We start from the raw sequence: 23,697 nt of genomic DNA on the forward strand, positions 1-23,697 counted from the left end.
ACGGACGACTGGCCAGGTGCACTCCAAAGCTGACTGGTGACTCAGAAAAGGCTGAGCGGGTCGACCTGGAGGCGGACCGGGTCGGCGGCCCGGCGGGCGCTGCGTACCCCGGCGGCGGTGTGCAGCGCCTCGGCCAGCGCGGCGGCCCGGGACCGGGGCACCCGGACCAGCATCCGCTCCCGGTCCTGATCGGCCGGGACCGGGCCGAGCACCTCCGCCCCGTCGGGCAGCCGGGCCTGCGCCAGCAGGTCGGCCACCGCCTCCGCGCCGCCGGTGACGCTGGCCATCTTCACCGCCGGGGGGAAACCCAGCTCCCGACGCTCGGCCAGCTCCCGGGCGGCGAACCAGCCCGGGTCCCACCGCAGCAACGCCTGCACCGGGGCGAGCGCGCCGTCGGCGACCACCACCACCTTGCCACCGGCCGGGGCGGGCCGGGCCAGGGCGGCGGCGGACAGCCACCGGCGCAGCGTCTCCTCGCCGGCCCGCAGATCGGCCCGGGTGAGCAGGGCCCAGGAGTCCAGCAGCAGGACCGCGCCGTACCCACCCTCGGCCACCGGCTCGGCGCCGGGGGTGGCGACGACCAGGCTCGCGCCGGCCGGGACGTCGGTCAGCACCTCGTCGCGGCCCGAGGTGCGCACCGGCACCCCGGGAAAGGCCCGGCCCAGCTCCTCGGCGGTCCGCCGGGCCCCGGTGACCGCCGCCCGCAGCCGCCGCCCCCCGCACTGCGGGCAGGCGTACGCGGCGGCGACCCGGCCGCACCACCGGCAGGCCGGCGGGGCGTCGGCGGCGCGCAACGCCAGCGGACCGGCGCAGTGCGGGCAGCGCGCCGGGGTCCGGCAGTCGGCGCAGGAGACCGACGGCAGGTAGCCCCGGCGGGGCACCTGGACCAGCACCGGCGCGTCCGCGCGCAGGGTGTCCCGGGCGGTGGTCCAGGCCAGGCTGGGCAGCCGGGCCGTCGCCGCGCCCGGGTCGCGGGCCAGCTGCGGGTCGTCCCCGGTCGGGGCGATCGCCGGGGTACGCGCCCGCAGGGTCGCCCGGTCCGCCACCACCTCACGGGCCCACCCGGTCTCCACCAGCAGCTGCCCCTCGGCGGTCCGGGTCCAGCCACCGACCAGAGCGGCGGCCTCGCCGAGCCGGGCCCGGGTGAGCAGCACCTCCCGGGCATGCGGGTAGGGGGCGCGCGGCTCGGCGTGCAGGTCGTCGCCGTCGTCCCAGATCGCCACCAGACCCAGCCGGTCGACGGGGGCGAACATGGCGGCCCGGGTGCCGATCACCACCGGCACGTCGCCCCGCCGGACGGCCAGGAAGGCCCGGTAGCGGCGGGCCGGGCCGAGCGCGGCGGAGAGGGTCACGTGCCGCCCCGGGCCGAGCAGCGCGGTCAACGCCGCGTCGAGCCGGTCGAGGTCCCGGGCGTCGGCGACCACCACCAGGGCGCCCCGGCCACCGGCGAGGGTGGCGGCGACCGCGTCGGCGTACCGGGCCGCCCAGTCCTCCCCGGCCAGCGCCGACCACACGGCCCGGGGGGCCCGCCCGTCGGCGAGCGCCGTCAGGTAGGCCGGGCCGGCCGGGTATTCCCGCCACCCGCGCGGGTCGGGTACCGCCCGCCGCCGCGCCGCCGGGCCGCCGCCCGGAACGGGAACTGTCGGATCGGCGACTGTCGGATCGGAGACAGGCGGCTCGGGGGCGGTGTGGGGTTCCTTCTCGACCCGGGCGTGCCGGGGCGGCACGGCCAGCCGGAGCACGTCGGCGAGGTTGCCGGCGTACCGGTCGGCGACCGCCCGGGCCAGCCGGGCCACCTCGGCGGCCAGCACCGGCTCCGCGGAGACCACCTTCTCCAGGTAGGCCAACCTGCCGCCGTGCGCCGAGGCGTCGACCCGCTCCAGCAGCCACCCGTCGACCAGCTGACCGGCGAAGCGCACCTTGACCCGCACCCCGGGGACCGCGTCGGCGGCCAGGCCGGCGGGGACCAGATAGTCGAAGGGCCGGTCGAGGTGCGGCAGCGGGACGTCCACGCAAACCCGCGCGACCGGCGACCCGTCCGCGGGTCGCCGGTCGCTGGGCGTGGTGCCGGTCAGGCGCCCGCTACCGACTTCAGGTCGGCGGCCCGGTCGGTGCTCTCCCAGCTCAGCTCCGGCAGCTCCCGGCCGAAGTGGCCGTAGGCGGCGGTCTGCCGGTAGATCGGGCGGAGCAGGTTGAGGTCCCGGATGATGGCGGCCGGCCGCAGGTCGAAGACCTCACCGACCGCCTTCTCGATCGCGGCCACCGGCACCGTCTCGGTGCCGAAGGTCTCGATGAAGAGGCTGACCGGGTGGGCCTTGCCGATCGCGTACGCGACCTGCGCCTCACAGCGCTCGGCCAGGCCGGCGGCGACGACGTTCTTGGCCACCCAACGCATCGCGTACGCGGCCGAGCGGTCCACCTTGGACGGGTCCTTGCCGGAGAACGCGCCACCACCGTGCCGGGCGTACCCGCCGTAGGTGTCGACGATGATCTTCCGACCGGTCAGGCCGGCGTCACCCATCGGGCCACCGATCTCGAACCGGCCGGTCGGGTTGACCAGCAGCCGGTAGCCCTCGGTGTCCAGGCCCAGGTTCTGCAGCTCCGGGGCGATGACGTGGTCGCGCACGTCCGGGGTGAGCAGCGAGTCCAGCGAGATGTCGGCGGCGTGCTGGCTGGACACCACGACGGTGTTCAGCCGGACCGGACGCAGCCCCTCGTACTCGATGGTGACCTGGGTCTTGCCGTCCGGCCGCAGGTAGGGGATGGTCCCGTCCTTGCGCACCGCGGACAGCCGCTGGGCCAGCCGGTGTGCCAGCGCGATCGGCAGGGGCATCAGCTCCGGCGTCTCGGAGCAGGCGAAGCCGAACATCATGCCCTGGTCGCCGGCGCCCTGCGCGTCCAGCGCGCTTTCCGAGGCCCCGGTGCGCAGCTCGAAGGCGTTGTCGACGCCCTGCGCGATGTCGGGCGACTGGGCGCCGATGGAGACGCTGACGCCGCAGGAGGCGCCGTCGAAGCCCTTCTTCGACGAGTCGTAGCCGATACCGAGGATCGTCTCGCGGACGATGGTCGGGATGTCGGCGTAGGCCTTGGTGGTCACCTCACCGGCGACGTGGACCTGACCGGTGGTGATCAGGGTCTCGACCGCCACCCGGCTGTGCGGGTCCTGGGTCAGCAGGGCGTCGAGGATCCCGTCGCTGATCTGGTCGGCGATCTTGTCCGGGTGGCCTTCCGTGACCGATTCGGACGTGAAGAGGCGGCGTGTCACGGCACTCCTAAGCTCTTTAGATAATCGTTGCGCAGCAGTCTAGTCACCCTCACGTACCGCTCACGACCCGGCGAGTCGGCATCCACCGTTCAGGACCGGGCGGGCCACCGGGCGAGCACGAGGTCCCAGACGCGGTCGGCCAGATCCTCCTTGGCCTGCTCAGGCAGGCGGTGCACGGCGCCGTCGGCACCGATCACGGTGGCCGCGTTGGTCTCGGCCCCGAAGACCTTGTCGACGCCGACCTCGTTGACGACGACGAGGTCGGCGCGTTTGCGGGCGAGTTTGGCCCGGCCGTTGGCCTCGGCGTCACCGGTCTCGGCGGCGAACACCACCAGCACCTGCTCCGGACGACGGGTTCGACCCAGCTCCGCGGCGATGTCCGGGTTGGTGACGAGGGCGATGGTCGGCGTACTGCCGTCGTCCGACTTCTTGATCTTGCCGGGTGCGTACGTCGCCGGGCGGAAGTCGGCCGGCGCCGCCGCCATCACCACCGCGTCGGCGTCGACGGCGGCGGTCAGCGTCGCCGTGCGCAACTCCTCGGTGGTGCCCACCCGGACCAGGTCGACCCCGGCCGGATCGGGCAGGGCGACGTTGGCGGCGATCAGGGTGACCCGGGCGCCCCGGGCGACGGCCGCGCGGGCGAAGGCGTACCCCTGCTTGCCGGAGGAACGGTTGCCGAGGAAGCGGACCGGGTCGAGGGGCTCCCGGGTGCCGCCGGCGGTGACCACCAGGTGTCGACCGGCCAGGTCGGCGGGGGCGTCGACGCCCCGGGCGAGGGCCCGGCGGGCGACCGCGAAGATCTCGGCCGGGTCGGGCAGCCGGCCCTTGCCGCTGTCCGCCCCGGTGAGCCGGCCCACGGCGGGCTCGATCACCCGCACCCCCCGGGACCGCAGGGTGGCCACGTTGGCGACGGTGGCCGGGTGTTCCCACATCTCGGTGTGCATCGCCGGGGCGAGCACCACCGGGCAGCGGGCGGTGAGCAGGGTGTTGGTGAGCAGGTCGTCGGCGAGGCCGTGGGCGGCCCGGGCGAGCAGGTCCGCCGTGGCCGGCGCGACCACCACCAGGTCGGCCCGCTGGCCGAGCCGGACGTGCGGGACCTCGTGCACCTCGGCCCAGACGTCGTCGGCGACCGGCTGGCCGGACAGCGCCGCCCAGGTCGGCGCCCCGACGAAGCGGAGCGCCGACGCGGTCGGCACGACCCGGACCCGGTGACCCGACTCCGTGAAGAGCCGCAGCAGCTCACACGCCTTGTAGGCGGCGATGCCACCGCCGACTCCGAGCACGATCTCGGCGGACATCGGGGGTACGGGGGTTACGGCTGGTCGGTCGGCTCGGCGGTGAGCAGGCCCGCGTTGATCTCGCGCATGGCGATGGAGAGCGGCTTCTCCTGCGGGGTGGTCTCCACGAGCGGGCCGACGTACTCGAGCAGGCCCTCACCGAGCTGGCTGTAGTAGGCGTTGACCTGACGCGCACGCTTGGCAGCGAAGATCACCAGCGCGTACTTCGAGGTGGTCTTCTCGAGCAGCTCGTCGATCGGCGGGTTGGTGATGCCCTCGGGGTTGGCGATGGATCCCACGAAATACCTCTGCGTCTGAAAGGTGTCCGCGCGGACGCGGCTGGTCGCTCGCCGCGCGGACGCGGCTGGTCGCTCGACCGCGGCTGGTCACTCGAACACTGCTGGTCGCTCGAACACGGTCTGCGGTCGGACGGGAGCCAGATTAGGACGAACCGAGCAAGCTTACCAGCTCAGCGGCAGCACGCTCGGTGTGGTCGTGGTGGACGGTGCGCTCGACGAGGGCCGCCAGGGCCGGGTCCGCGCGGTGTCCGGGCGGGAGCAGCAGCACCAGCCGGGCCGATGGCAGGGCTTCGGTCACCACGAGCGCCCCGGGCGGGTCCAACGGGAGCAGCACCGGCCACCCCCGGGTCAGTCGGTCGATCAGCGGGGCACGCGGGGTGCCCCGCCGGTACGGCCCGGCCCGGGACCACTCCAGCAATTCGCCCGCGGCGATCATCCGATCGAACTCGGCCGGCTCCCGGAAGAGCCGGTCGACGCCGTCGGACTCGCCGGGGCGACGTGCCCGGGTGGTCACCGGGACCGGCACCCACACGGCGGGAGAACGTGCCCGGACCGCTCCGACCACACCGCCCCGACCGGCACCCGAAGGTCCGGTCAGGACGGTGAGCCGCGCCGCCGGGCACGCCTCGTCAACCGTGCTCACCGCTTGTTTCTACCTGCTGCGGCGATCAGTTGGCGGCGAACTCTCCAAGCAGCGCCTTACGCTGCTGCTCGCCCAGACCACGCAGACGGCGGCTGTCGGCGATCTTGAGCTTCTCCATGATCTGGGTGGCCCGGATCTTTCCGATACCCGGCATCGCCTGCAGCACGGCCGACACCTTGAGCTTGCCGACGACGTCGTCGGACTCGGCTCGCGCAAGGACGGCGGCCAGGGTGGTCTTGCCCTGCTTGAGCTGCTCCTTCAGCTCAGCACGGGCCTTGCGGATCTCCGCGGCCTTTTCCAGCGCGGCAGCGCGCTGCTCGGGGGTCAGTGACGGGAGCGGCACCAGTTCTCCTCAGGTCCCTATCGCGACGGGCGGAACGCACCGTCGCTCTGTGAAACGTGGTGTCGCTGAAAACCAAAGGGGTCCGTGGTTCCCAGCGCGGGGAAAACTAGCGTTCGGCGGAGCTTTCGGCAACGTGGACGCGCGATGATCAACGTAAAGTGACCGAGCCGTCAGTCAGTGTCGGGCAGCCAGGATGTGCCGGCAGTCGGCCACCGCCCGGTCCGCGGCGGCCCGCAACGCGTCGGCGTCCGGGCCCGCGTTGAGCACCTCCCGGGAGTACGACGGCAGCACTGCGGACAGGTTCGAACCGAACACGGTGGGTAGGTCGGCGGCCGTCGCACCCTGGGCGCCGAGCCCCGGCGCGAGCAGTGGGCCATTGACCCGGGACAGGTCGTGACCGGTGTCGCCGATGGTCGCGCCGACCACCAACCCGATGCTGCCGAGCGGTTCCGCACCCCTGTTGAGCTGCGAAATCTCATCGATAACAAGCTGCGCGACCGTCCGCCCACCGGCCGTGACGGCACGCTGCACCTGAGCCCCCTCGGGGTTGGAGGTGAGCGCTAACACGAACACTCCGCCACCGTGCGCGACGGCCGACTCGAACATCGGGGCCAGCGAACCTACTCCCAGGTAGGGGCTCGCGGTGACCGCGTCGACATACAGCGGGCTGGATGGATCAAGGTACGCGGAGGCGTACGCGGCGACGGTCGAACCGATGTCGCCACGCTTGACGTCGAGGAGAACGAGCGCGCCAGCTTCGCGCAACTGTCGGATAGTTGACTCAAGAATCGCCACTCCGCGGCTCCCGAATCGCTCGAAGAAGGCCGACTGAGGCTTGATCACCGCAACCCGGTCACCGAGCGCTTCCGCGACGGTCCGGGCGAACCGCTCCAAGCCGTCGACGTCGTCCGGCAGCCCCCAGCGGGCCAGCAGCCCGGGATGCGGGTCGATGCCCACGCACAGCGGCCCACGCTCCGCCACCGCCCGGTGCAATCGAAATCCGAAGGTCTCCATCGATGCTCCTCTCGTCTGCTCCTGCGTTCACCGCGAGCGGCGGTCGCCACCGCGGCGTCGGCCCCGGGCGGCCGGTCAGCCGGCCGCCACCGCAGCGGTCATCCCGGCCGCGATCCGGGCCACGTCGTCCTCCCCGGTCACATACGGCGGCATGGCGTAGACCAGGTCGCGGAAGGGGCGCAGCCACACGCCCCGGGCCACCGCAGCGGCCGTCGCCGCCGCCACGTCCACCTCGTGGTCCAACTGCACCACGCCGATCGCACCCAACACCCGCACGTCCACCACCCCTGGCGTCCCGCGCAACGGCTCCAGGCCGGCCCGCAGCCCCGCACCCACCCGGGCCACCCCGGCGACCCAGTCACCGGCCCGCAACAGCCCCAGGGAGGCGTTGGCGACCGCACACGCCAACGGGTTGCCCATGAACGTGGGGCCGTGTGCCAACACCCCGTCGGCGGAGATCCCCCAGGCCACCTCCGGCGTGCACAGCGCCGCCGCGAGGGTCAGGTAGCCCCCGGTGAGCGCCTTGCCCACGCAGAGCACGTCCGGGGTCACCCCGGCGTGGTCGGCGGCGAACATCCGCCCGGTCCGGCCGAACCCGGTGGCGATCTCGTCGAAGATCAGCAGCACCCCGTGCGCCCGGGTCACCTCGCGCAACACCCGCAGGTACCCCGGGTGGTGGAAGCGCATCCCGCCGGCCCCCTGCACCACCGGCTCGACGATCACCGCAGCCAACTCGTCGGCGTGCCGGGCGACCGCGTCGGTCAGCGCCGTCACGTACGCCGGGTCGGGCGGGTCGGCGAAGCCACCGGGCGGCACCGAGGCGAAGACCTGCCGGGGCAGCACGTCGCCCCACAGGTGGTGCATCCCGCCCTCGGGGTCGCACACACTCATCGGGTGGAAGGTGTCCCCGTGATAACCGCCCCGCCAGGTGGCCAGCCGACGGCGCTGCGGCCGGCCGGTGGCCCGCTGGTACTGCAGGCACATCTTGATCGCCACCTCGACCGACACCGAGCCCGAGTCGGCCAGGAAGACGTGTTCCAGGCCGTCCGGGGCCAACTCGACGAGCGTCTCGGCCAGCCGGACCGCCGGCTCGTGGGTGAGCCCGCCGAACATCACGTGACTCATCCGGCCGAGCTGGTCGGTGACCGCCGCGTCCAGCACCGGATGCCGGTAACCGTGGATCGCCGCCCACCACGACGACATCCCGTCGACCAGTTCCCGGCCGTCGGCCAGCCGCAGCCGGACACCCTCGGCGCTGTGCACCACATAGGGCGGGTGAGCCGGCGGCAGCGCCGCGTACGGGTGCCAGACACGGGCCCGGTCGACGGCCAGGATCTGCTCGGGCGTCACGCGCGTTCCTCCGTACCCTCGTCAGCCGCCGCACCACCGGCGGCCTGCGCTGCTCTGCTGCCCTGACGGCGACGGCGGCGGGTCTGGACCTGCCGCACGGTGGCCCCGACGGCCACGCCCCGCCCCGGCTGCGCGGCGACAGGGACAGCGACGCCCCCGGACCGCCGCAGGGCTGCGGCGGCGGCGACCCGCGCGGGTGTCACGCGCCGCGCCCGTGGCGGTGCGCGGCGGCCCGGCCGGGGTCGGATCGGCTCCCGGGCGGCACCACGGCGGGCACGACCGGATACACCGGACGCGCCCGCCGGATCACCGGCCGCTCACCGCCGGATCACCCGTCGGCACCCCGGACCCGGTCGAGACGCGGGCGGCGGCCCGGACCAGAGCCGGGCCCCGGTAGATGAAACCGGTGTAGAGCTGGACCAGACTGGCACCGGCGTCGAACATCCGGGCCGCGTCGTCCGGGTCGAGGATGCCACCGACGCCGATCACCGGGAGCCGACCGCCGGTCTCCCGGTGGACGAAGGCGACCATCTCCCGGGCCCGTCCGGTCAGCGGACGACCGGACAGGCCGCCGGCCTGCGCGCCACGTTCCGCGTCGGCGGGGGCGAGACCGGCCCGGCCCAGGGTGGTGTTGGTGGCGATCACGCCGGCCGCACCCCGGGCCAGGCAGACCTCCAACAGCTCGGCCACGGCCGGCTCGGTGAGGTCCGGGGCGATCTTCACCAGGACGGGCTTCTCCCCCACCAGGGCGGTCAGCAGGGCATCCAGGTGTGCCTTGTCCTGCAACGACCGCAAACCCGGGGTGTTCGGGGAGGAGACGTTGACCGCGAAGTAGTCACCGTGCCCCCGCAACGCCCGGTAGGAGGCGAGGTAGTCCTCGACCGCCTCGTCCAGCGGGGTCACCTTGGACTTGCCGAGCGAAATGCCCAGCGGCACCCCGAGCGGGCGGGGCAGCGCGGCCAGCCGGTCGGCCAGAGCCTGCGCGCCGGCGTTGTTGAAGCCCATCCGGTTGATCACCGCCGCGCTGTCGGGCAGCCGGAACAGCCGGGGCCGGGGATTGCCCGGCTGGGCGTGCGCGGTGACCGTGCCCACCTCGACGAAGCCGAACCCCAGCGCCGGCCAGGCCGGCAGGGCCACCCCGTTCTTGTCCATCCCCGCCGCCAGGCCCACCGGGTTGGGGAACTCCACCCCGAACACCGTCCGGGGCGCCCGGTGCAGGTTGCGGGCCCGCAGCAGGGCCAGCGCCGCCGGCCGCCGCGACAGGGTCGCCAACCGCCGCAACGTCCACTCGTGCGCCGCCTCGGCGTCCCCGCCCCCGATCCGGAACAGCGCCCTCCGGACCCCCTTCTCGAACATCACCACGCCCCGGCCCCCCAACCGACACTCCCCCGGCCGGCACCCTCGTCGGTGACGCCCCCTCGGCCGGAGCCCTCATGGGTGACGCCCTCGTCGGTGACGCCCTCGTCGGTGATCAAGAGGTTTGCGTCACCACAACCGCCGTCCGGTGACCGAAACCTCTTGATCACCGGCCTGAGCGGGGAGCGCGGACCGAGCGGGGAGCGCGGGGCGAGCGGGGGGTGGGGGGTCATTGGGCGGCCCGGAGGGCGGCGTGGAGTTCCTGGAGGGGGCGTACCCGCATGTCGCCCCGGATGCGGGCCTCGATGCCCATCACCGCCGCCGCCACCCCCGGCACGGTGGTGATGCACGGGATGTCGGCCGTGACGGCGGCGCTACGGATCTCGTAGCCGTCCGAGCGGGCGCTCGCGCCGGAGCCCTGCGGGGTGTTCACCACCAGGGCCACGTCACCGGCGAGGATCATCGACACCGCGTCCGCGCCCTCGCCCGCCTGGTAGTGCTTGCGGATCTGCTCACAGGCGATGCCGTGCCGGCGCAGCAGCTCGGCGGTACCCGTGGTGGCGACGATCTCGAAGCCCAGGTCGGCCAGCCGCTTGACCGGGAAGATCATGGCCCGCTTGTCCCGGTTGGCCACCGAGACGAAGATCCTCCCGGTGGTCGGCAGCGAGCCGTACGCGGCGGACTGGCTCTTGGCGAAGGCGTGCCCGAAGCTGGTGTCGATGCCCATCACCTCGCCGGTGGACTTCATCTCCGGGCCGAGCAACGAGTCGACACCCTTGCCGGCCGGGGTGCGGAACCGCTTGAACGGCAGCACCGCCTCCTTGACCGCGATCGGGGCGTCGGGCGGCAGCACCCCACCGTCGCCGGTCGCCGGGAGCAGCCCCTCGGCGCGCAGCTCGGCGATGGTCGCGCCGAGGGCGATCCGGGCCGCCGCCTTCGCCAACGGCACGGCGGTGGCCTTGGAGACGAACGGGACGGTACGCGAGGCCCGCGGGTTCGCCTCCAACACGTAGAGCATGTCGTCCTTGAGGGCGTACTGGACGTTGAGCAGGCCGCGTACCCCCACCCCCCGGGCAATCGCCTCGGTGTAGCGGCGTACCTCGGTCAGGTGCGAACCGGCCAGCGTGATCGGCGGCAGCGCGCACGACGAGTCGCCGGAGTGGATGCCGGCCTCCTCGATGTGCTCCATCACGCCGCCCAGGTAGACCTCACCGTCGGCGTCGCAGAGCGCGTCCACGTCGATCTCGATGGCGTCGTCGAGGAACCGGTCGACCAGCACCGGGTGGTCCGGGGAGATGTCGGTGGCCCGCCCGATGTAGTCGCGCAGCGTGGCATCGTCGTAGACGATCTCCATGCCCCGCCCGCCGAGCACGTACGACGGGCGCACCAGCACCGGGTAGCCGATCTCGTCGGCGATCGCCTTCGCCTCGTCGTACGAGGTGGCCATGCCGTGTGCCGGGGCACGCAGGCCGGCCCGGGCCAGCACCAGGCCGAACGCGCCGCGCTCCTCGGCCAGGTGGATCGACTCCGGGGAGGTGCCGACCACCGGCACCCCGGCGTCCTTTAGCCGCTGCGCCAGCCCCAGCGGGGTCTGCCCGCCGAGCTGCACGACCACCCCGACCACGCCGGGGCCGCCGGCCGCCTTCCCGGAGGAGTCCTCGGCGTGCCACACCTCCAGCACGTCCTCGAAGGTCAGCGGCTCGAAGTAGAGCCGGTCGGCGGTGTCGTAGTCGGTGGACACCGTCTCCGGGTTGCAGTTGACCATGACGGTCTCGTAGCCGCCGGCACCGGACCCACCGCCGGAGCCGGACCCACCGCCGGAACCCGATCCGGCACCGGACCCGTCCGGGCCGGGCAGCGGGGCGGCACGCAGCGCCTGGACGGCGTGCACGCAGGAGTAGTCGAACTCGATGCCCTGCCCGATCCGGTTCGGCCCCGACCCGAGGATCAGCACCTTCGGCCGGTCCGACGGGGCGACCTCGGTCTCCTCGTCGTACGTCGAGTAGTGGTAGGGGGTGGTCGCCTCGAACTCGGCGGCGCAGGTGTCCACCGTCTTGTAGACCGGGCGCACGTCGAGCCGGTGCCGCAGGGTGCGCACGCCGTCCTCGGCGGCCAGCTCCGGGCGCAGCGCGGCGAGCTGCCGGTCGGACAACCCGGCCCGCTTGGCCCGGCGCAGCAGGTCGGCGTCGAGCACCGGGGCGGCCACGATCTCGGTCCGCAGCTCGACCAGGCTGACGATCTGGTCCAGGAACCACGGGTCGATACCGCCGGACGCCGCCGCGACCTCGGCGACCGACGCGCCCAGCCGCAGCGCCCGCTCGACGGTGTAGAGCCGCCCGTCGTGCGGCGTCCCCAGCGCGGCGAGGGTGTTCTCCCGCGTCGCCCCCTGCGGGTCCGGGGTGGTCCAGAAACCCGACGCCTTGGTTTCCATCGAGCGCATCGCCTTGTTGAGCGCCTCGGTGAAGTTACGGCCCAGGCTCATCGCCTCGCCGACCGACTTCATCGTGGTGGTCAGCTCCGGGTCCGCGCCGGGGAACTTCTCGAACGCGAACCGGGGGATCTTCACCACCACGTAGTCCAGCGTCGGCTCGAACGCCGCCGGCGTCTTCAACGTGATGTCGTTGGGGATCTCGTCGAGGGTGTAGCCGATGGCCAGCTTCGCGGCGATCTTGGCGATCGGGAAGCCGGTGGCCTTCGACGCCAGCGCCGACGACCGGGACACCCGGGGGTTCATCTCGATCACCACGATCCGGCCGTCGGCCGGGTTGACCGCGAACTGGATGTTGCAGCCGCCGGTGTCCACCCCGACCTCGCGCAGCACCGCGATGCCCAGGTCACGCAGGTTCTGGTACTCCCGGTCGGTGAGCGTCATCGCCGGGGCGACGGTGACGCTGTCGCCGGTGTGCACGCCCATCGGGTCGATGTTCTCGATCGAGCAGACCACCACCACGTTGTCGTGCCGGTCGCGCATCAGCTCGAGTTCGTACTCCTTCCAGCCGAGCACGCTCTCCTCGATGAGCACCTCGTGCACCGGGCTGGCGGCCAGGCCGGACCCGGCGATGCGGGTCAGGTCCTCGTCGGTGTGCGCCATGCCGGAACCCAGTCCGCCCATGGTGAACGACGGCCGGATCACCACCGGCAGGCCCAGCTCCGCGACGGTCTCCCGGACCTCGTCCATCGAGTGGCAGACCCGCGACCGGGGCACCAGGCCGGCCGGGTCGGCCAGCCCCAGCCGTACGCCGGCCTTGGCGACGATCTCCTTGAACAGCTGGCGGTCCTCACCCCGGTTGATCGCCTCGATGTTCGCGCCGATCAGCTCGACGCCGTACTTGTCGAGGACGCCCGCCGCGTGCAGGGCGACCGCGGTGTTCAACGCCGTCTGCCCGCCCAGGGTCGGCAGCAGCGCGTCGGGGCGCTCCTTGGCGATGACCAGCTCCACGAACTCCGGGGTGATCGGCTCGACGTAGGTGGCGTCGGCGAACTCCGGGTCGGTCATGATGGTCGCCGGGTTGGAGTTGACCAGGCTGACCCGGATCCCCTCGCTGCGCAGCACCCGGCAGGCCTGGGTGCCGGAGTAGTCGAACTCGCAGGCCTGACCGATCACGATCGGCCCGGAGCCGATCACCAGGATGTGCTTGAGATCGTCGCGCTTAGGCATTCGTGCGCCCCTCGCTGTGGTTCCGGCCCGCACCGGGCTGCCCGTCGGGGCCACGGCCCTCGATCAGCTCGGCGAAGCGGTCGAAGAGGTAGTCGGCGTCGTGCGGGCCGGCTGCCGCCTCCGGGTGGTACTGGACGGTGAAGGCGGGCACGTCCACGGCCCGCAGCCCCTCGACGACGTTGTCGTTGAGGCAGACGTGCGACACCTGCACGCCACCGAACTCGGTCTCGATGACCTCGTCGGGGACGACCGCGCCGGCCGCCGCCCCGGGCTCGCGGCCCGGCCAGGCCACCGCGAAGCCGTGGTTGTGGCTGGTCACCTCGACCTTGCCGGTGGCCCGGTCGAGCACCGGCTGGTTGATGCCCCGGTGGCCGTAGCCCAGCTTGTAGGTGCCGAAGCCGAGCGCCCGGCCGAGGATCTGGCTGCCGAAGCAGATGCCGAACAGCGGGATCCGCCGGCTCAGCACCTCCCGGGCCAGCGTCACCGGCCCGTCGGCGGTCGCCGGGTCACCCGGGCCGGGCGAGAAGAAGACCGCGTCCGCGCCGGTGGCCAGCAGGTCGTCGATGCTGGAGTTGGCGGGCAGCACGTGGGTGGTGACCCCCCGGGCGGCCAACCGCCGCGGCACGTTGCGCTTGATGCCCAGGTCCAGCGCGGCGACGGTGTAGCGGTGCTCGCCCTCGGCCTCGACCACGTACGGGGTGGCGGTGCTCACCTCGGCGGAGAGATCCGCGCCGACCATCTGCGGGGACTGCCGGACCCGCTCCAGCAGGGCGCGCGGGTCGTCCTCGACGCTGGAGATGCCGACCCGCATCGCACCACGTTCGCGCAGGTGCCGGGTGAGCGCCCGGGTGTCCACCCCGGCGATGCCGACCACACCTTCGACGCCGAGCCGGTCCTCCAGGCCGCCGGTGGACCGCCAGTTGGAACCGATCCTGGCCGGGTCGCGCACCACGTACCCGGCGACCCAGATCCGGTCGGACTCGTCGTCCTCGCCGTTGACGCCGGTGTTGCCGATGTGCGGGGCGGTCTGCACCACCACCTGCCGGTGGTAGGACGGGTCGGTCAGGGTCTCCTGGTAGCCGGTCATCCCGGTGTTGAAGACCGCCTCGCCGAAGGTCTCCCCGACACTGCCGTACGCCTCACCGTGGAAGGTGCGCCCGTCCTCCAGGACCAGGATCGCCGATCTGCGCCTACCCATCACACGTCACCTCCGATCCGGACTGCGGGACTCCGCTCCGCTACGTTCCTCGCTCGGATCACGCGCCCACCTCCGATCCGGACTGCGGGACTCCGCTTCGCTACGTTCCTCGCTCGGATCACGCGCCCACCTCCGATCCGGACTGCGGGACTCCGCTCCGCTACGTTCCTCGCTCGGATCACTTGACAGCCTTTCCGTCCAGGACCGTCGGCTCGCCGCGCAGGAAGGTCGCCACGATGCGACCCGGCAGCGTCATGCGGGCGTACGGGGTGTTGCGACTGCGGCTGGCCAGCTCCGCGGGCTCGATCACGCGTCGGGCGGCCGGGTCGACCAGGGTCAGGTTGGCCGGTACCCCGGGTGCCGGGTCGAGGCCGTGGCCGTCGAGTCCGGCGATCCGGGCCGGGGTCCGTGACATCCGGTCGGCGATCAGGTCCCACTGCGGGCCGAGCACGTCGAGGGCGATGGACAGCGCCGTCTCCAGACCGAGCATGCCCGGCCGGGCGTACGCCCACTCGCACTCCTTGTCCTCCACCGCGTGCGGGGCGTGGTCGGTGGCGACGACGTCGATGACGCCCTCGGCGAGCGCGGTGCGCAGCGCGGCGACGTCGGTGCCCGTCCGCAACGGCGGGTTGACCTTGAAGACCGGGTCGTAGCTGGCCGTCGGGCTCCAGTCGGGCGAGAGCCCGGGGCTGGCCTGCTCACCCCGGCCGGCCACCACCTCGTCGGTGAGCAGCAGGTGGTGCGGGGTGACCTCGGCGGTGACCCGTACCCCCCGGGCCTTGGCCTGGCGCAGCACCTCGACGCTGCCGGCGGTGGAGACGTGGCAGACGTGCAGCCGGCTGCCGACATGCTCGGCGAGCAGCACGTCGCGGGCGATGATCGCCTCCTCGGCGACGGCCGGCCAGCCGGTCAGCCCGAGCCGGGTGGAGACCTCCCCCTCGTGCATCTGCGCGCCCTCGGTGAGCCGGGGTTCCTCGGCGTGCTGGGCGATGATCCCGTCGAACGCCTTGACGTACTCCAGGGCCCGGCGCATCAGCTTGGGGTCGGCGACGCAGTGCCCGTCGTCGGAGAAGATCCGCACCCGGGCCGCCGAGTCGGCCATCGCGCCCAGTTCGGCGAGCCGCTCGCCGGCCAGCCCGACGGTGACCGCGCCGATCGGCTGCACGTCGACCAGCCCGGCCTGCCGGCCGAGCCGCCAGACCTGCTCGACCACGCCCGCGGTGTCGGCGACCGGCGAGGTGTTCGCCATCGCGCAGACCGCGGTGTAGCCGCCCAGCGCCGCCGCCCGGGAGCCGGAGTCGACCGTCTCGGCGTCCTCCCGGCCGGGCTCGCGCAGGTGGGTGTGCAGGTCGACCAGGCCGGGCAGGGCGACCAGGCCGGTGCCGTCGATGACGGCGGCCTCCGGGTCGGTCAGCCCGGCTCCGGTCTCGGCGACGACGCCGTCGCGGATCAGCAGGTCGGTCGGCGGGCCGCCGACGACGCTCACGTTCGTGATCAGGTACGCGGTCACCGGTTGTTTCCTCCGAGCAGCAGGTAGAGCACGGCCATCCGCACGGAGACCCCGTTGGCGACCTGTTCGACGATGGTGGAGCGGGGTGAGTCGGCGACCTCGGGGGTGATCTCCATCCCCCGGTTCATCGGCCCGGGGTGCATGACGATCGCGTGTTCGGGCAGCCGGCGCATCCGTGGCCCGTCCAGCCCGTAGCGGCGGGCGTACTCGCGGGCGGACGGGAAGTAGGAGTCGTTCATCCGCTCCCGCTGCACCCGCAGCATCATCACCACGTCCACCCCGGGCAGCACCGCGTCGAGGTCGTAGCAGACGTCGGTGCCGGGGTCGGCGTCGGTCGCCACGGACCCGACGCCGGCGCGGGCGGCCCAGTCGACCGGGATCAGCGTCGGCGGACCGACCAGGGTGACCTTGGCGCCGAGGGTGCTCAGCAGCAGGACGTTGGAGCGGGCCACCCGGGAGTGCAGGACGTCGCCGACGATCGCCACGTGCAGGCCGGCGAGCCGACCCAGCCGGGCCCGCATGGTGTACGCGTCGAGCAGCGCCTGGGTGGGGTGCTCGTGGGTGCCGTCGCCGGCGTTGACCACCGACCCGTCCACCCAGTTGGCCAGGCGGTGCGGGGCCCCGGAGGCGGGGTGCCGGACGACCACCGCGTCGGCCCCCATCGCCTGGAGGGTCAGCGCGGTGTCCTTCAGGCTCTCGCCCTTGGTGACGCTGGAGCCCTTGGCGGAAAAGTTGATCACGTCGGCGCTGAGTCGCTTGGCGGCGGCCTCGAACGAGATCCTGGTCCGGGTGGAGTCCTCGTAGAAGAGGTTCACCACGGTCCGGCCGCGCAGCGCCGGGAGCTTCTTGACCTCGCGGCCGGCGACGGTGGCCATCTCGGCGGCGGTGTCGAGGATCTGGGTCGCGGTGTCGGCGTCCAGGTCGGCCCCGGAGAGCAGGTGTCTGATCACGGGCGGGGCCGCCTCTCGTTCGCGTCTGCCGGATGCCGTCGCGGCGCGCTCACCGGGTCCCCCCGCAGAGTCGGACCTCGTCGGCGCCGTCGGTCTCGACGAGGGTGACCTTGACGCTCTCGGCGAGCGCGGTCGGGATGTTCTTGCCGACGTAGTCGGCGCGGATCGGCAGTTCCCGGTGGCCCCGGTCGACCAGCACGGCGAGCTGCACCGAGGCGGGTCGGCCGACGTCGTTGAGGGCGTCGAGGGCGGCCCGGACGGTACGGCCGGAGAAGAGCACGTCGTCGACGAGGACGACCCGCTTGCCGTCGATGCCGCCCGGGGGCAGTTGGGTCGGGCCGACCGCACGGGTGGCGTGCCGACGCAGGTCGTCGCGGTAGAGAGTGATGTCGAGCACCCCGACCGGGACGTCGACGTCCTCGAAGGTGCTGATCCGGGCGGCGAGCCGTCGGGCGAGCGGGGCGCCCCGGGTGGGGATTCCCAGCAGGACGGTGTCGGCGGCGCCCTGGGTCTTCTCCAGGATCTGGTGGGCGATCCGGTCGACGACGCGCTGGACGTCGGCGCTGGCGAGGATCACCTTCACCGAGGGTTGTCGCTCGGGCGACGGATGGGCAGCCGGTGGGCAGGCCACGGCGGACCTCCTTCCCCGCCTCACGGGACGGGTCGTTAAAGGATGTCGGGGGTGTCCGGTCGGGTCAGGGTGGCCCGACCGGGGCTGGCGGCCACGTTACCAGCGGTCACCTCGCGGTTCACCGCGACCCACTGATCCCTGGATCAGGACGGTGAAATCCGGACAACTCCCCCGCTATCTCCGATGGGAATGTCACGAGCACTTGACCACGTGTCGCAATCCCCGTACCGTCACGCTCCGTAGCGATCGCTGGGAGAACCCCAAAGCACAGCACTGGGAGTGTCCGAATGCCCTCTGAATACGCCAAGTCGCTGGGCGCCCGCCTGCGCTCCATCCGCCAGCAGCAGGGCCTGTCCCTGCAGGGGGTGGAGGAGAAGTCAAACGGACGCTGGAAGGCGGTGGTGGTCGGCTCGTACGAGCGCGGCGACCGGGCCGTCACCGTGTCCCGGCTGGCGGAGCTGGCCGACTTCTACCGCGTACCCGTCTCGGAGCTGCTGCCCGACGGCAGCGGCGTACGGCACGAGCCCACCAGCAAGATCGTCCTGGACCTGGAGCGGCTCTACGACGAGGCCTCCGAGGACCTCGCCTACGTCGCCCGGTACGCCCGGGCGATCCAGCAGCAACGGGGCGACTACAACGGCCGGGTGCTCTCCATCCGCGCCGACGACCTGCGCGCCCTGGCGATCGTCTACGACGCCTCGCCGTCCGGGCTGATCGAGCGGCTCACCGAGCACGGTGTGCTGGTCGCCGACCCGCGGGCGTTCTTCGCCTCCTGATCCGCGGTCGCTGACGTCGAAGGGCCCGTGCCGTCCGGCACGGGCCCTTCTGTCACACCGTCTCCCGCCCCCGGCGGCGCGGACCGGCCCTGGTGGGGCGGCACGCGCGCGACCCGGTCAGCGGGTGGCGTACTCGGCGATCCGGCCGAGGATGCCGTTGAGGAAGCGCGGCGAATCGTCGGTCGACATCTGCCGGGCCAGCTCCACCGCCTCGCTGATCGCCACCGCGTCGTCGATCTCGTCGACGTAGAGCAGCTCGTAGACGGCGATCCGGGCCAGGTTGCGGTCGACCGCCGGCATCCGGTCCAGGGTCCAGCCCTCGGCGTAGCTGGCGATCACCTCGTCGATCCGGTCGAGGTGCGCGGCGACCCCCTCGACCAGACCGACCGCGTAGTCCAGGTGCTCGGGACGCGGTTTCTCGATCCGCTCGACGTAGCCGGCGAGCACCTCGACCGGAGGCCGGTCCCGCAGGTCCGCCTCGAAGAGCACGTCCAGCGCCCGCTTACGCGCCTTGCGACGCGCCGGCATCTGCTGCTTGGCGCCCTCGGCCATCAGGCCCGGCCGAGGTAACGGCCGTCGCGGGTGTCGACCTTGATCTTCTCGTCGGTGGTGATGAAGAGCGGCACCTGCACGGTCGCGCCGGTCTCCACGGTGGCCGGCTTGTTGCCGCCGGTCGACCGGTCGCCCTGCAGACCCGGCTCGGTGTAGGTGACCTGGAGCACCACGCTGGTCGGCAGCTCGATGTAGAGCGGCACACCCTCGTGGGTGGCGACGGTCGCCTCGGCCTCCGGGAGGAGGTAGTTGGCGGCCTCGCCGACGGTGCCGCCGGGGACGGTGATCTGGTCGAACGTCTCCAGATCCATGAAGACGTAGTCCTCGCCGTCGGCGTAGAGGTATTGCATGGTGCGCTTGTCGACGGTGGCGGTCTCGACCTTGGTGCCCGCGTTGAAGGTCTTGTCGACGACCTTGCCGGACAGCACGTTCTTCAGCGTCGTGCGGACGAACGCCCCACCCTTACCGGGCTTGACGTGCTGGAACTCGACGACGGCCCAGAGCTCCCCGTCGAGGTTGAGTACCAGGCCGTTCTTGAGGTCGTTGGTGGATGCCATTTCCTGCCTTGATCATCAATTGGCGGACAGACCTGGCAAGTCTACTAGCTGCGTCTAATCGGCGGCGGTTCCGGCGGCCGGGGACCGCCCCGCCGCCACCGACCACCCCGACCGTCACGCACAGTGACGGAAGCGGGGGTCAGTCGGCCCCGCCGAGCCGGGTGGCGAGGTGCCGCAGCGCGAGCCGGTAACCGTCCACGCCGAGCCCACAGATGACGCCGGTGGCCACCGCCGACACCACCGAGTGGTGCCGGAACTCCTCCCGGGCGTGGATGTTGGAGATGTGCACCTCGACCAGGGGCGCACGCAGCAACGCGCAGGCGTCCCGCACCGCGATCGAGTAGTGCGACCAGGCCGCCGGGTTGAGCACCACCGCCGCACCCTCGTCCGCCGCCCCGTGCAGCCAGCCCAGCAGCTCGTGCTCGGCGTCGGTCTGCCGGACCACCACGTCCAGCCCCAGTTCGCGGCCCGTCTCGACGCAGAGCGTCACCAGGTCGGCATAGCTGGTAACGCCGTACACGTCGACCTGACGGGTGCCCAGCCGGCCCAGGTTGGGCCCGTTGAGCACGTACACCCGGGGGGTGGCGGTGGTCACCGGCTGACCTCCCGGTAGGCGGCGTGCAGCAGCTCGTCGTCCGGGCCGTCCAGGATCGCCGGCCGGGCCAGCCCGTCGAGCACCACGAACCGCAGTCGACTGCCCCGGGCCTTCTTGTCCACCCGCATCGCCGCCAGCAGGTCCGGCCAGGCGTCCGCCGGGTAGCTGGTCGGCAGATCCAGCGCGGTCAGCACGCTGCGGTGCCGCTCGGCGGTCGCCGCGTCGAGCCGACCGGCCAACCGGGCCAGGGTGCCGGCATAGACGGTGCCGACGGAGACCGCGTGCCCGTGCCGCCAGCGGTACCCCTCGACCTTCTCGATCGCGTGGGCCAGGGTGTGCCCGTAGTTGAGCACCTCCCGGACACCCGACTCGCGCAGGTCACCGGAGACCACGTCGGCCTTGACCCGGATCGCCCGCTCGATCAGCTCCCGGGCCACCGGGCCGGTCGGGTCGACGGCGGCGGCCGGGTCCCCCTCGACCAGGTCCAGGATCGCCGGGTCGGCGATGAAGCCACACTTGACCACCTCGGCCAGCCCGGCGGCCAGGTCGGCCGCCGGGAGGCTGTCCAACGTGCCCAGGTCGGCCAGCACCCCGACCGGCGGGTGGAAGGCCCCCACCAGGTTCTTGCCGGCCCCCGTGTTGACTCCGGTCTTACCGCCGACGGCGGCGTCGACCATGCCGAGCAGCGACGTCGCCACCGGCACCCATTGCACTCCGCGCAGCCAGCAGGCCGCGACGAAGCCGGCCAGGTCGGTCACGGCACCGCCGCCCACCCCGACCACCGCGTCGGTACGGGTGAAGCCGGCCGCACCGAGCTGCTCCCAGCAGTCGGCGGCCACCTCGACCCGCTTGCCCGCCTCGGCGTCGGGCACCTCGATCGCCAGCGGGGTGACCCCCGCCCCGGCCAACCGCTCGCCGATCTCCTCGGCCAACGCCCGTAGGGGCGGCGCGTACAGCACCGCCGCCCGGGTCGCGTCGGGCAGCAACGCGGGCAGCTCGGCCAGCAGGCCCCGCCCGACCAGTACGTCGTACGGCCGTTCGCCGCCGACCGGAATCCGGGTCACCTCGTCCATCGCCGGGAGCCTAGTCCAGCGTCGGCTTCGACACGGCGGGTGTCCACCTGGTGGCGGTCCGGGAGAGGAGGTGGCCGACCGACCACGGCCCGGAGATCGGACCATCGGCCGCCCGACCGGACCCTCATCGGGTGCCGGACCCGCCGGATGCCGGACCCTCGTCGCATGCCGGACCCGCCGGATGCCGGGCCCACCGCGTGCCGGGCCCACCGCGTGCCGGGCCCACCGCGTGACCGCACGGCAGGGCCGGCGTTTAGCCCGACAGAACCCGGGCACCGGGGACGGGATCGACCCGAACGCGGAGGAACCCATGGCCGGCACCACCATCGACGGCGCGGACATCCGGCTGCCGGCCGTCATCCTCGGCGTCGGCCTCGGCGGGTTCGTCGACGGCATCGTCCTGCACCAGGTGCTCCAGTGGCACCACATGCTCAGCAGCACCGGCAGCGACAACGTCGGGATCAGGGCGTATCCGGTGGACACCGTGCCCGGGTTGCAGATGAACACCCTGTGGGACGGACTGTTCCACGTGGTGACCTGGGTGGCGGTGCTCACCGGGCTGGCCCTGCTCCACTCCCGGGTCACCCGGTCCCGGGGCCGACTGTGGCGCTCCGGGATGCTCTGGGGCTGGGCACTGGTCGGGTGGGGACTGTTCAACCTGGTCGAAGGGGTGATCGACCACCATCTGCTCGGCATCCACCACGTACACGGTGGTCCGCACCAGACCGCCTGGGACGTCGGCTTCCTGCTGCTCGGGGCGGCACTGGTGGCCCTCGGCTGGGCGGTCCAGCGTCGCGCCACGGCCGTGGACACCTGCGCCGGGCCGCGATGACCGGGGCGCACGACGGCGGGGGCGGACAGCTGCTGCTCGTACCGGCGATGGTGTTCTGGGGTTATCTGGCCGCCGCCCTGCGCCAGCGTGACCCGGGGCGGGCCGGTTGGAGCCACTGGCGGACCGCCAGTTTCGGCGCGGGCGCTGCGCTGCTCGCGGTGGCCCTGCTGCTGCCCGCCCACGACCTGGTCGGGCACATGTGGCAGCACCTGCTGGTCGGGATGCTCGCGCCGCTCGGGCTGGTGCTCGGCGCACCAGGCACGCTGGCCCTGCGGACGGTACGCCCCCGGGCCGGCCGGGCCGCGCTGCGGCTGCTGCGGCATCCCGCCGTGGCGGTGGCCACCCACCCGGTCACCGGCCTGCTGCTCACCGCCGGGGGCCTGTACCTGTTGCACCTGACGCCGCTGTACCGGGCCACCCTGACCCACCCCGGCCTGCACCCGCTGCTCCTGCTGCACTTCCTGCTCAGCGGGTACGCCTTCACCTGGGCGATCGCCGGCCCCGACCCCGGGACGCACCGCCCCGGCGTGCCGGTGCGCCTGGTGGTGCTGGGCCTGTCCGTCGCCGCCCACGCCACCCTGGCCCAGCTGATGTACGCCGGCCTGGTCGACGCCGACGCCCCCGCCGACCAACTACGGACGGCGGCGACCCTGATGTACTACGTCGGCGACCTGGCCGAGATCCTGCTCGCGCTGGCCCTGCTGGTGACCTGGCGGCCCGAACCCCGCCGGAACGGGTCGACGGCCGTCCGGCCGCACCGGCGTCGCCGGGTGGGCCCGGTCAGGGCTTGAGCAGGGCGACGACCTCGGCGGCGAGGTCCTCCGGCGCGCGGCCGTCGGTCACCACCGTCGCCGTCGCGACCTCCGCGTAGAGCGGCCGACGCTGGTCCATCAGGTGCTTGAGGGTGGCGCGCGGATTCACCGACAGCAACGGCCGGCCGGCACCGAGCCCGACCCGCTTCACCGCGTCGGGCAACTCCACCGACAGGTGCACCACGGTGTGCCCGACCAACGCGGCCCGGTTATCCTCGGCGAGGATCGCCCCACCGCCGAGGGCGAGCACCCCGGCGTGCGACGTCAGCGCCGCCAGCACCGCGGCCCGTTCCAGGGCCCGGAAGTGCGCCTCGCCCTCGTCGATGAAGATCTCCGGGATCGGCTTGCCGGCCATCTGCTCGATGTCGGTGTCGGTGTCCCGGAACGCCACCCCGAGCAGGGTGGCCAGCTCCGCGCCGACGGTGCTCTTGCCGGAGCCGGGCGCCCCGACCAGCACGCAGACAGGCTTCGTCACTGGTCCAGCCTTTCGTTCGCGACTGCGGGGCTCCGCTGCGCTGCACTCCTCGCCCTCACTGGTCCAGCCTTTCGTTCGCGACTGCGGGGCTCCGCTGCGCTGCACTCCTCGCCCTCACCTGTGCCGACCTTCCGTTCGCGACTGCGGGGCTCCGCTGCGCTGCACTCCTCGCCCTCACCGGGGCCAGCCCTTCTTGGCAGCCGGCGCTCACCGGATGATCAGCGCGTCGAGGTAGCCGGCAAGGTTGCGGCGGATCTCAGCCACCGAGTCACCGCCGAACTTCTCCATGGTGGCCTCGGCGAGGACCAACGCCACCATCGCCTCCGCGACCACCGCCGCAGCAGGAACCGCACACACATCCGACCGTTGGTTGATCGCCGTCGCCGGCTCACCCGTGGTCACATCCACCGTGGCCAACGCCCGGTTCAACGACGAGATCGGCTTCATCGCCGCCCGCACCCGCACCGGCTCACCCGTGGTGATCCCACCCTCCAGACCACCCGCCCGGTCGGTGACCCGACGCACCCCGGT

General features: G+C 73.0%; 23 protein-coding genes. 3 read left to right on the forward strand and 20 right to left on the reverse strand.

Annotation, left to right across the window (positions count from 1 at the left end):
- Positions 1–41: 41 nt before the first annotated feature.
- The 14 genes from AB0K25_RS26025 to pyrR form a co-directional block, all read right to left on the reverse strand.
- Entirely contained in the window at positions 42–2,012 is a 1,971-nt protein-coding gene (locus AB0K25_RS26025; protein WP_308291083.1) for a primosomal protein N', read from the reverse strand.
- Positions 2,013–2,071: 59 nt separating this feature from the next.
- A complete protein-coding gene (metK, locus tag AB0K25_RS26030) occupies positions 2,072–3,265 on the reverse strand; it encodes a methionine adenosyltransferase (protein WP_208570167.1) in 1,194 nt (397 codons plus the stop codon).
- Between the two features lie 89 nt (positions 3,266–3,354).
- Positions 3,355–4,563, reverse strand: coding sequence for a bifunctional phosphopantothenoylcysteine decarboxylase/phosphopantothenate--cysteine ligase CoaBC (gene coaBC / locus AB0K25_RS26035; RefSeq protein WP_357535829.1), 1,209 nt, complete (start codon positions 4,561–4,563; stop codon positions 3,355–3,357).
- 14 nt (positions 4,564–4,577) lie between these two features.
- Positions 4,578–4,841 (reverse strand): DNA-directed RNA polymerase subunit omega, encoded by a 264-nt coding sequence (gene rpoZ / locus AB0K25_RS26040; protein WP_007075826.1) that lies wholly within the window; start codon positions 4,839–4,841, stop codon positions 4,578–4,580.
- Between the two features lie 142 nt (positions 4,842–4,983).
- Entirely contained in the window at positions 4,984–5,484 is a 501-nt protein-coding gene (locus AB0K25_RS26045) for a guanylate kinase (RefSeq protein ID WP_208570165.1), read from the reverse strand.
- A 25-nt stretch (positions 5,485–5,509) separates the two neighbouring features.
- Complete coding sequence (gene mihF, locus AB0K25_RS26050) at positions 5,510–5,827, reverse strand: integration host factor, actinobacterial type (RefSeq protein ID WP_067309448.1); 318 nt, start codon at positions 5,825–5,827, stop codon at positions 5,510–5,512.
- A gap of 174 nt (positions 5,828–6,001) precedes the next feature.
- Entirely contained in the window at positions 6,002–6,841 is an 840-nt protein-coding gene (gene pyrF / locus AB0K25_RS26055; protein WP_219469730.1) for an orotidine-5'-phosphate decarboxylase, read from the reverse strand.
- A gap of 75 nt (positions 6,842–6,916) precedes the next feature.
- On the reverse strand, positions 6,917–8,191 hold the full coding sequence (locus AB0K25_RS26060) for an adenosylmethionine--8-amino-7-oxononanoate transaminase (RefSeq protein WP_219469728.1): 1,275 nt from the start codon (positions 8,189–8,191) through the stop codon (positions 6,917–6,919).
- Positions 8,192–8,497: 306 nt separating this feature from the next.
- Complete coding sequence (locus AB0K25_RS26065) at positions 8,498–9,550, reverse strand: quinone-dependent dihydroorotate dehydrogenase (protein WP_363823242.1); 1,053 nt, start codon at positions 9,548–9,550, stop codon at positions 8,498–8,500.
- Positions 9,551–9,776: 226 nt separating this feature from the next.
- Positions 9,777–13,205, reverse strand: coding sequence for a carbamoyl-phosphate synthase large subunit (carB, locus tag AB0K25_RS26070; RefSeq protein WP_357535832.1), 3,429 nt, complete (start codon positions 13,203–13,205; stop codon positions 9,777–9,779).
- Positions 13,198–14,403 carry a glutamine-hydrolyzing carbamoyl-phosphate synthase small subunit gene (gene carA / locus AB0K25_RS26075; protein WP_219469723.1) on the reverse strand — a complete coding sequence of 402 codons (1,206 nt, stop codon included), beginning with the start codon at positions 14,401–14,403 and terminating at the stop codon, positions 13,198–13,200. The genes carB and carA overlap by 8 nt, the downstream gene beginning before the upstream one ends.
- 178 nt (positions 14,404–14,581) lie before the next feature.
- Positions 14,582–15,913 carry a dihydroorotase gene (locus AB0K25_RS26080; RefSeq protein ID WP_208570159.1) on the reverse strand — a complete coding sequence of 444 codons (1,332 nt, stop codon included), beginning with the start codon at positions 15,911–15,913 and terminating at the stop codon, positions 14,582–14,584.
- Positions 15,910–16,863, reverse strand: a complete 954-nt coding sequence (locus AB0K25_RS26085) for an aspartate carbamoyltransferase catalytic subunit (protein WP_208570158.1) — start codon at positions 16,861–16,863, stop codon at positions 15,910–15,912. Before AB0K25_RS26085 ends, AB0K25_RS26080 begins: the two co-directional genes overlap by 4 nt.
- Positions 16,864–16,912: 49 nt before the next feature.
- Positions 16,913–17,494 carry a bifunctional pyr operon transcriptional regulator/uracil phosphoribosyltransferase PyrR gene (gene pyrR, locus AB0K25_RS26090; RefSeq protein WP_088645219.1) on the reverse strand — a complete coding sequence of 194 codons (582 nt, stop codon included), beginning with the start codon at positions 17,492–17,494 and terminating at the stop codon, positions 16,913–16,915.
- Positions 17,495–17,781: 287 nt separating this feature from the next.
- Between pyrR and AB0K25_RS26095 the strand changes: the two genes are divergently transcribed.
- On the forward strand, positions 17,782–18,270 hold the full coding sequence (locus AB0K25_RS26095; protein WP_013285505.1) for a helix-turn-helix domain-containing protein: 489 nt from the start codon (positions 17,782–17,784) through the stop codon (positions 18,268–18,270).
- 117 nt (positions 18,271–18,387) lie between these two features.
- Here AB0K25_RS26095 and nusB read toward each other — a convergent pair whose 3' ends face one another.
- The 4 genes from nusB to aroB all read right to left on the reverse strand — a co-directional run bounded on the left by nusB (position 18,388) and on the right by aroB (position 21,047).
- Positions 18,388–18,798 carry a transcription antitermination factor NusB gene (gene nusB / locus AB0K25_RS26100; protein ID WP_208570213.1) on the reverse strand — a complete coding sequence of 137 codons (411 nt, stop codon included), beginning with the start codon at positions 18,796–18,798 and terminating at the stop codon, positions 18,388–18,390.
- A 23-nt stretch (positions 18,799–18,821) separates the two neighbouring features.
- Positions 18,822–19,379 (reverse strand): elongation factor P, encoded by a 558-nt coding sequence (efp, locus tag AB0K25_RS26105; protein ID WP_091253160.1) that lies wholly within the window; start codon positions 19,377–19,379, stop codon positions 18,822–18,824.
- A 139-nt stretch (positions 19,380–19,518) separates the two neighbouring features.
- Positions 19,519–19,974 (reverse strand): type II 3-dehydroquinate dehydratase, encoded by a 456-nt coding sequence (aroQ, locus tag AB0K25_RS26110; RefSeq protein WP_208570157.1) that lies wholly within the window; start codon positions 19,972–19,974, stop codon positions 19,519–19,521.
- Positions 19,971–21,047: a 3-dehydroquinate synthase gene (gene aroB / locus AB0K25_RS26115; RefSeq protein WP_363823229.1), complete on the reverse strand. Its 1,077-nt coding sequence runs from the start codon at positions 21,045–21,047 to the stop codon at positions 19,971–19,973. The genes aroQ and aroB overlap by 4 nt, the downstream gene beginning before the upstream one ends.
- A 310-nt stretch (positions 21,048–21,357) precedes the next feature.
- Here aroB and AB0K25_RS26120 point away from each other — a divergent pair, with 310 nt between their 5' ends.
- Together AB0K25_RS26120 and AB0K25_RS26125 are read left to right on the forward strand one after the other, a co-directional pair.
- A complete protein-coding gene (locus AB0K25_RS26120) occupies positions 21,358–21,879 on the forward strand; it encodes a DUF2243 domain-containing protein (protein ID WP_363823232.1) in 522 nt (173 codons plus the stop codon).
- Positions 21,876–22,670: a cytochrome c oxidase assembly protein gene (locus AB0K25_RS26125; RefSeq protein WP_363823235.1), complete on the forward strand. Its 795-nt coding sequence runs from the start codon at positions 21,876–21,878 to the stop codon at positions 22,668–22,670. The genes AB0K25_RS26120 and AB0K25_RS26125 overlap by 4 nt, the downstream gene beginning before the upstream one ends.
- Here AB0K25_RS26125 and AB0K25_RS26130 read toward each other — a convergent pair.
- Both AB0K25_RS26130 and AB0K25_RS26135 read right to left on the reverse strand, forming a co-directional pair.
- Positions 22,660–23,166 (reverse strand): shikimate kinase, encoded by a 507-nt coding sequence (locus tag AB0K25_RS26130; protein WP_357535840.1) that lies wholly within the window; start codon positions 23,164–23,166, stop codon positions 22,660–22,662. The two genes, AB0K25_RS26125 and AB0K25_RS26130, sit on opposite strands and share 11 nt — an antisense overlap.
- Positions 23,167–23,373: 207 nt before the next feature.
- Positions 23,374–23,697 (reverse strand): chorismate synthase (locus AB0K25_RS26135; protein WP_363823238.1); only part of this gene is annotated, 324 nt, incomplete at its 5' end.

The sequence above is a fragment of the Micromonospora sp. NPDC049257 genome, assembly GCF_040678915.1.
In the GTDB taxonomy this organism is placed as follows: Bacteria; Actinomycetota; Actinomycetes; order Mycobacteriales; family Micromonosporaceae; genus Micromonospora; species Micromonospora antibiotica.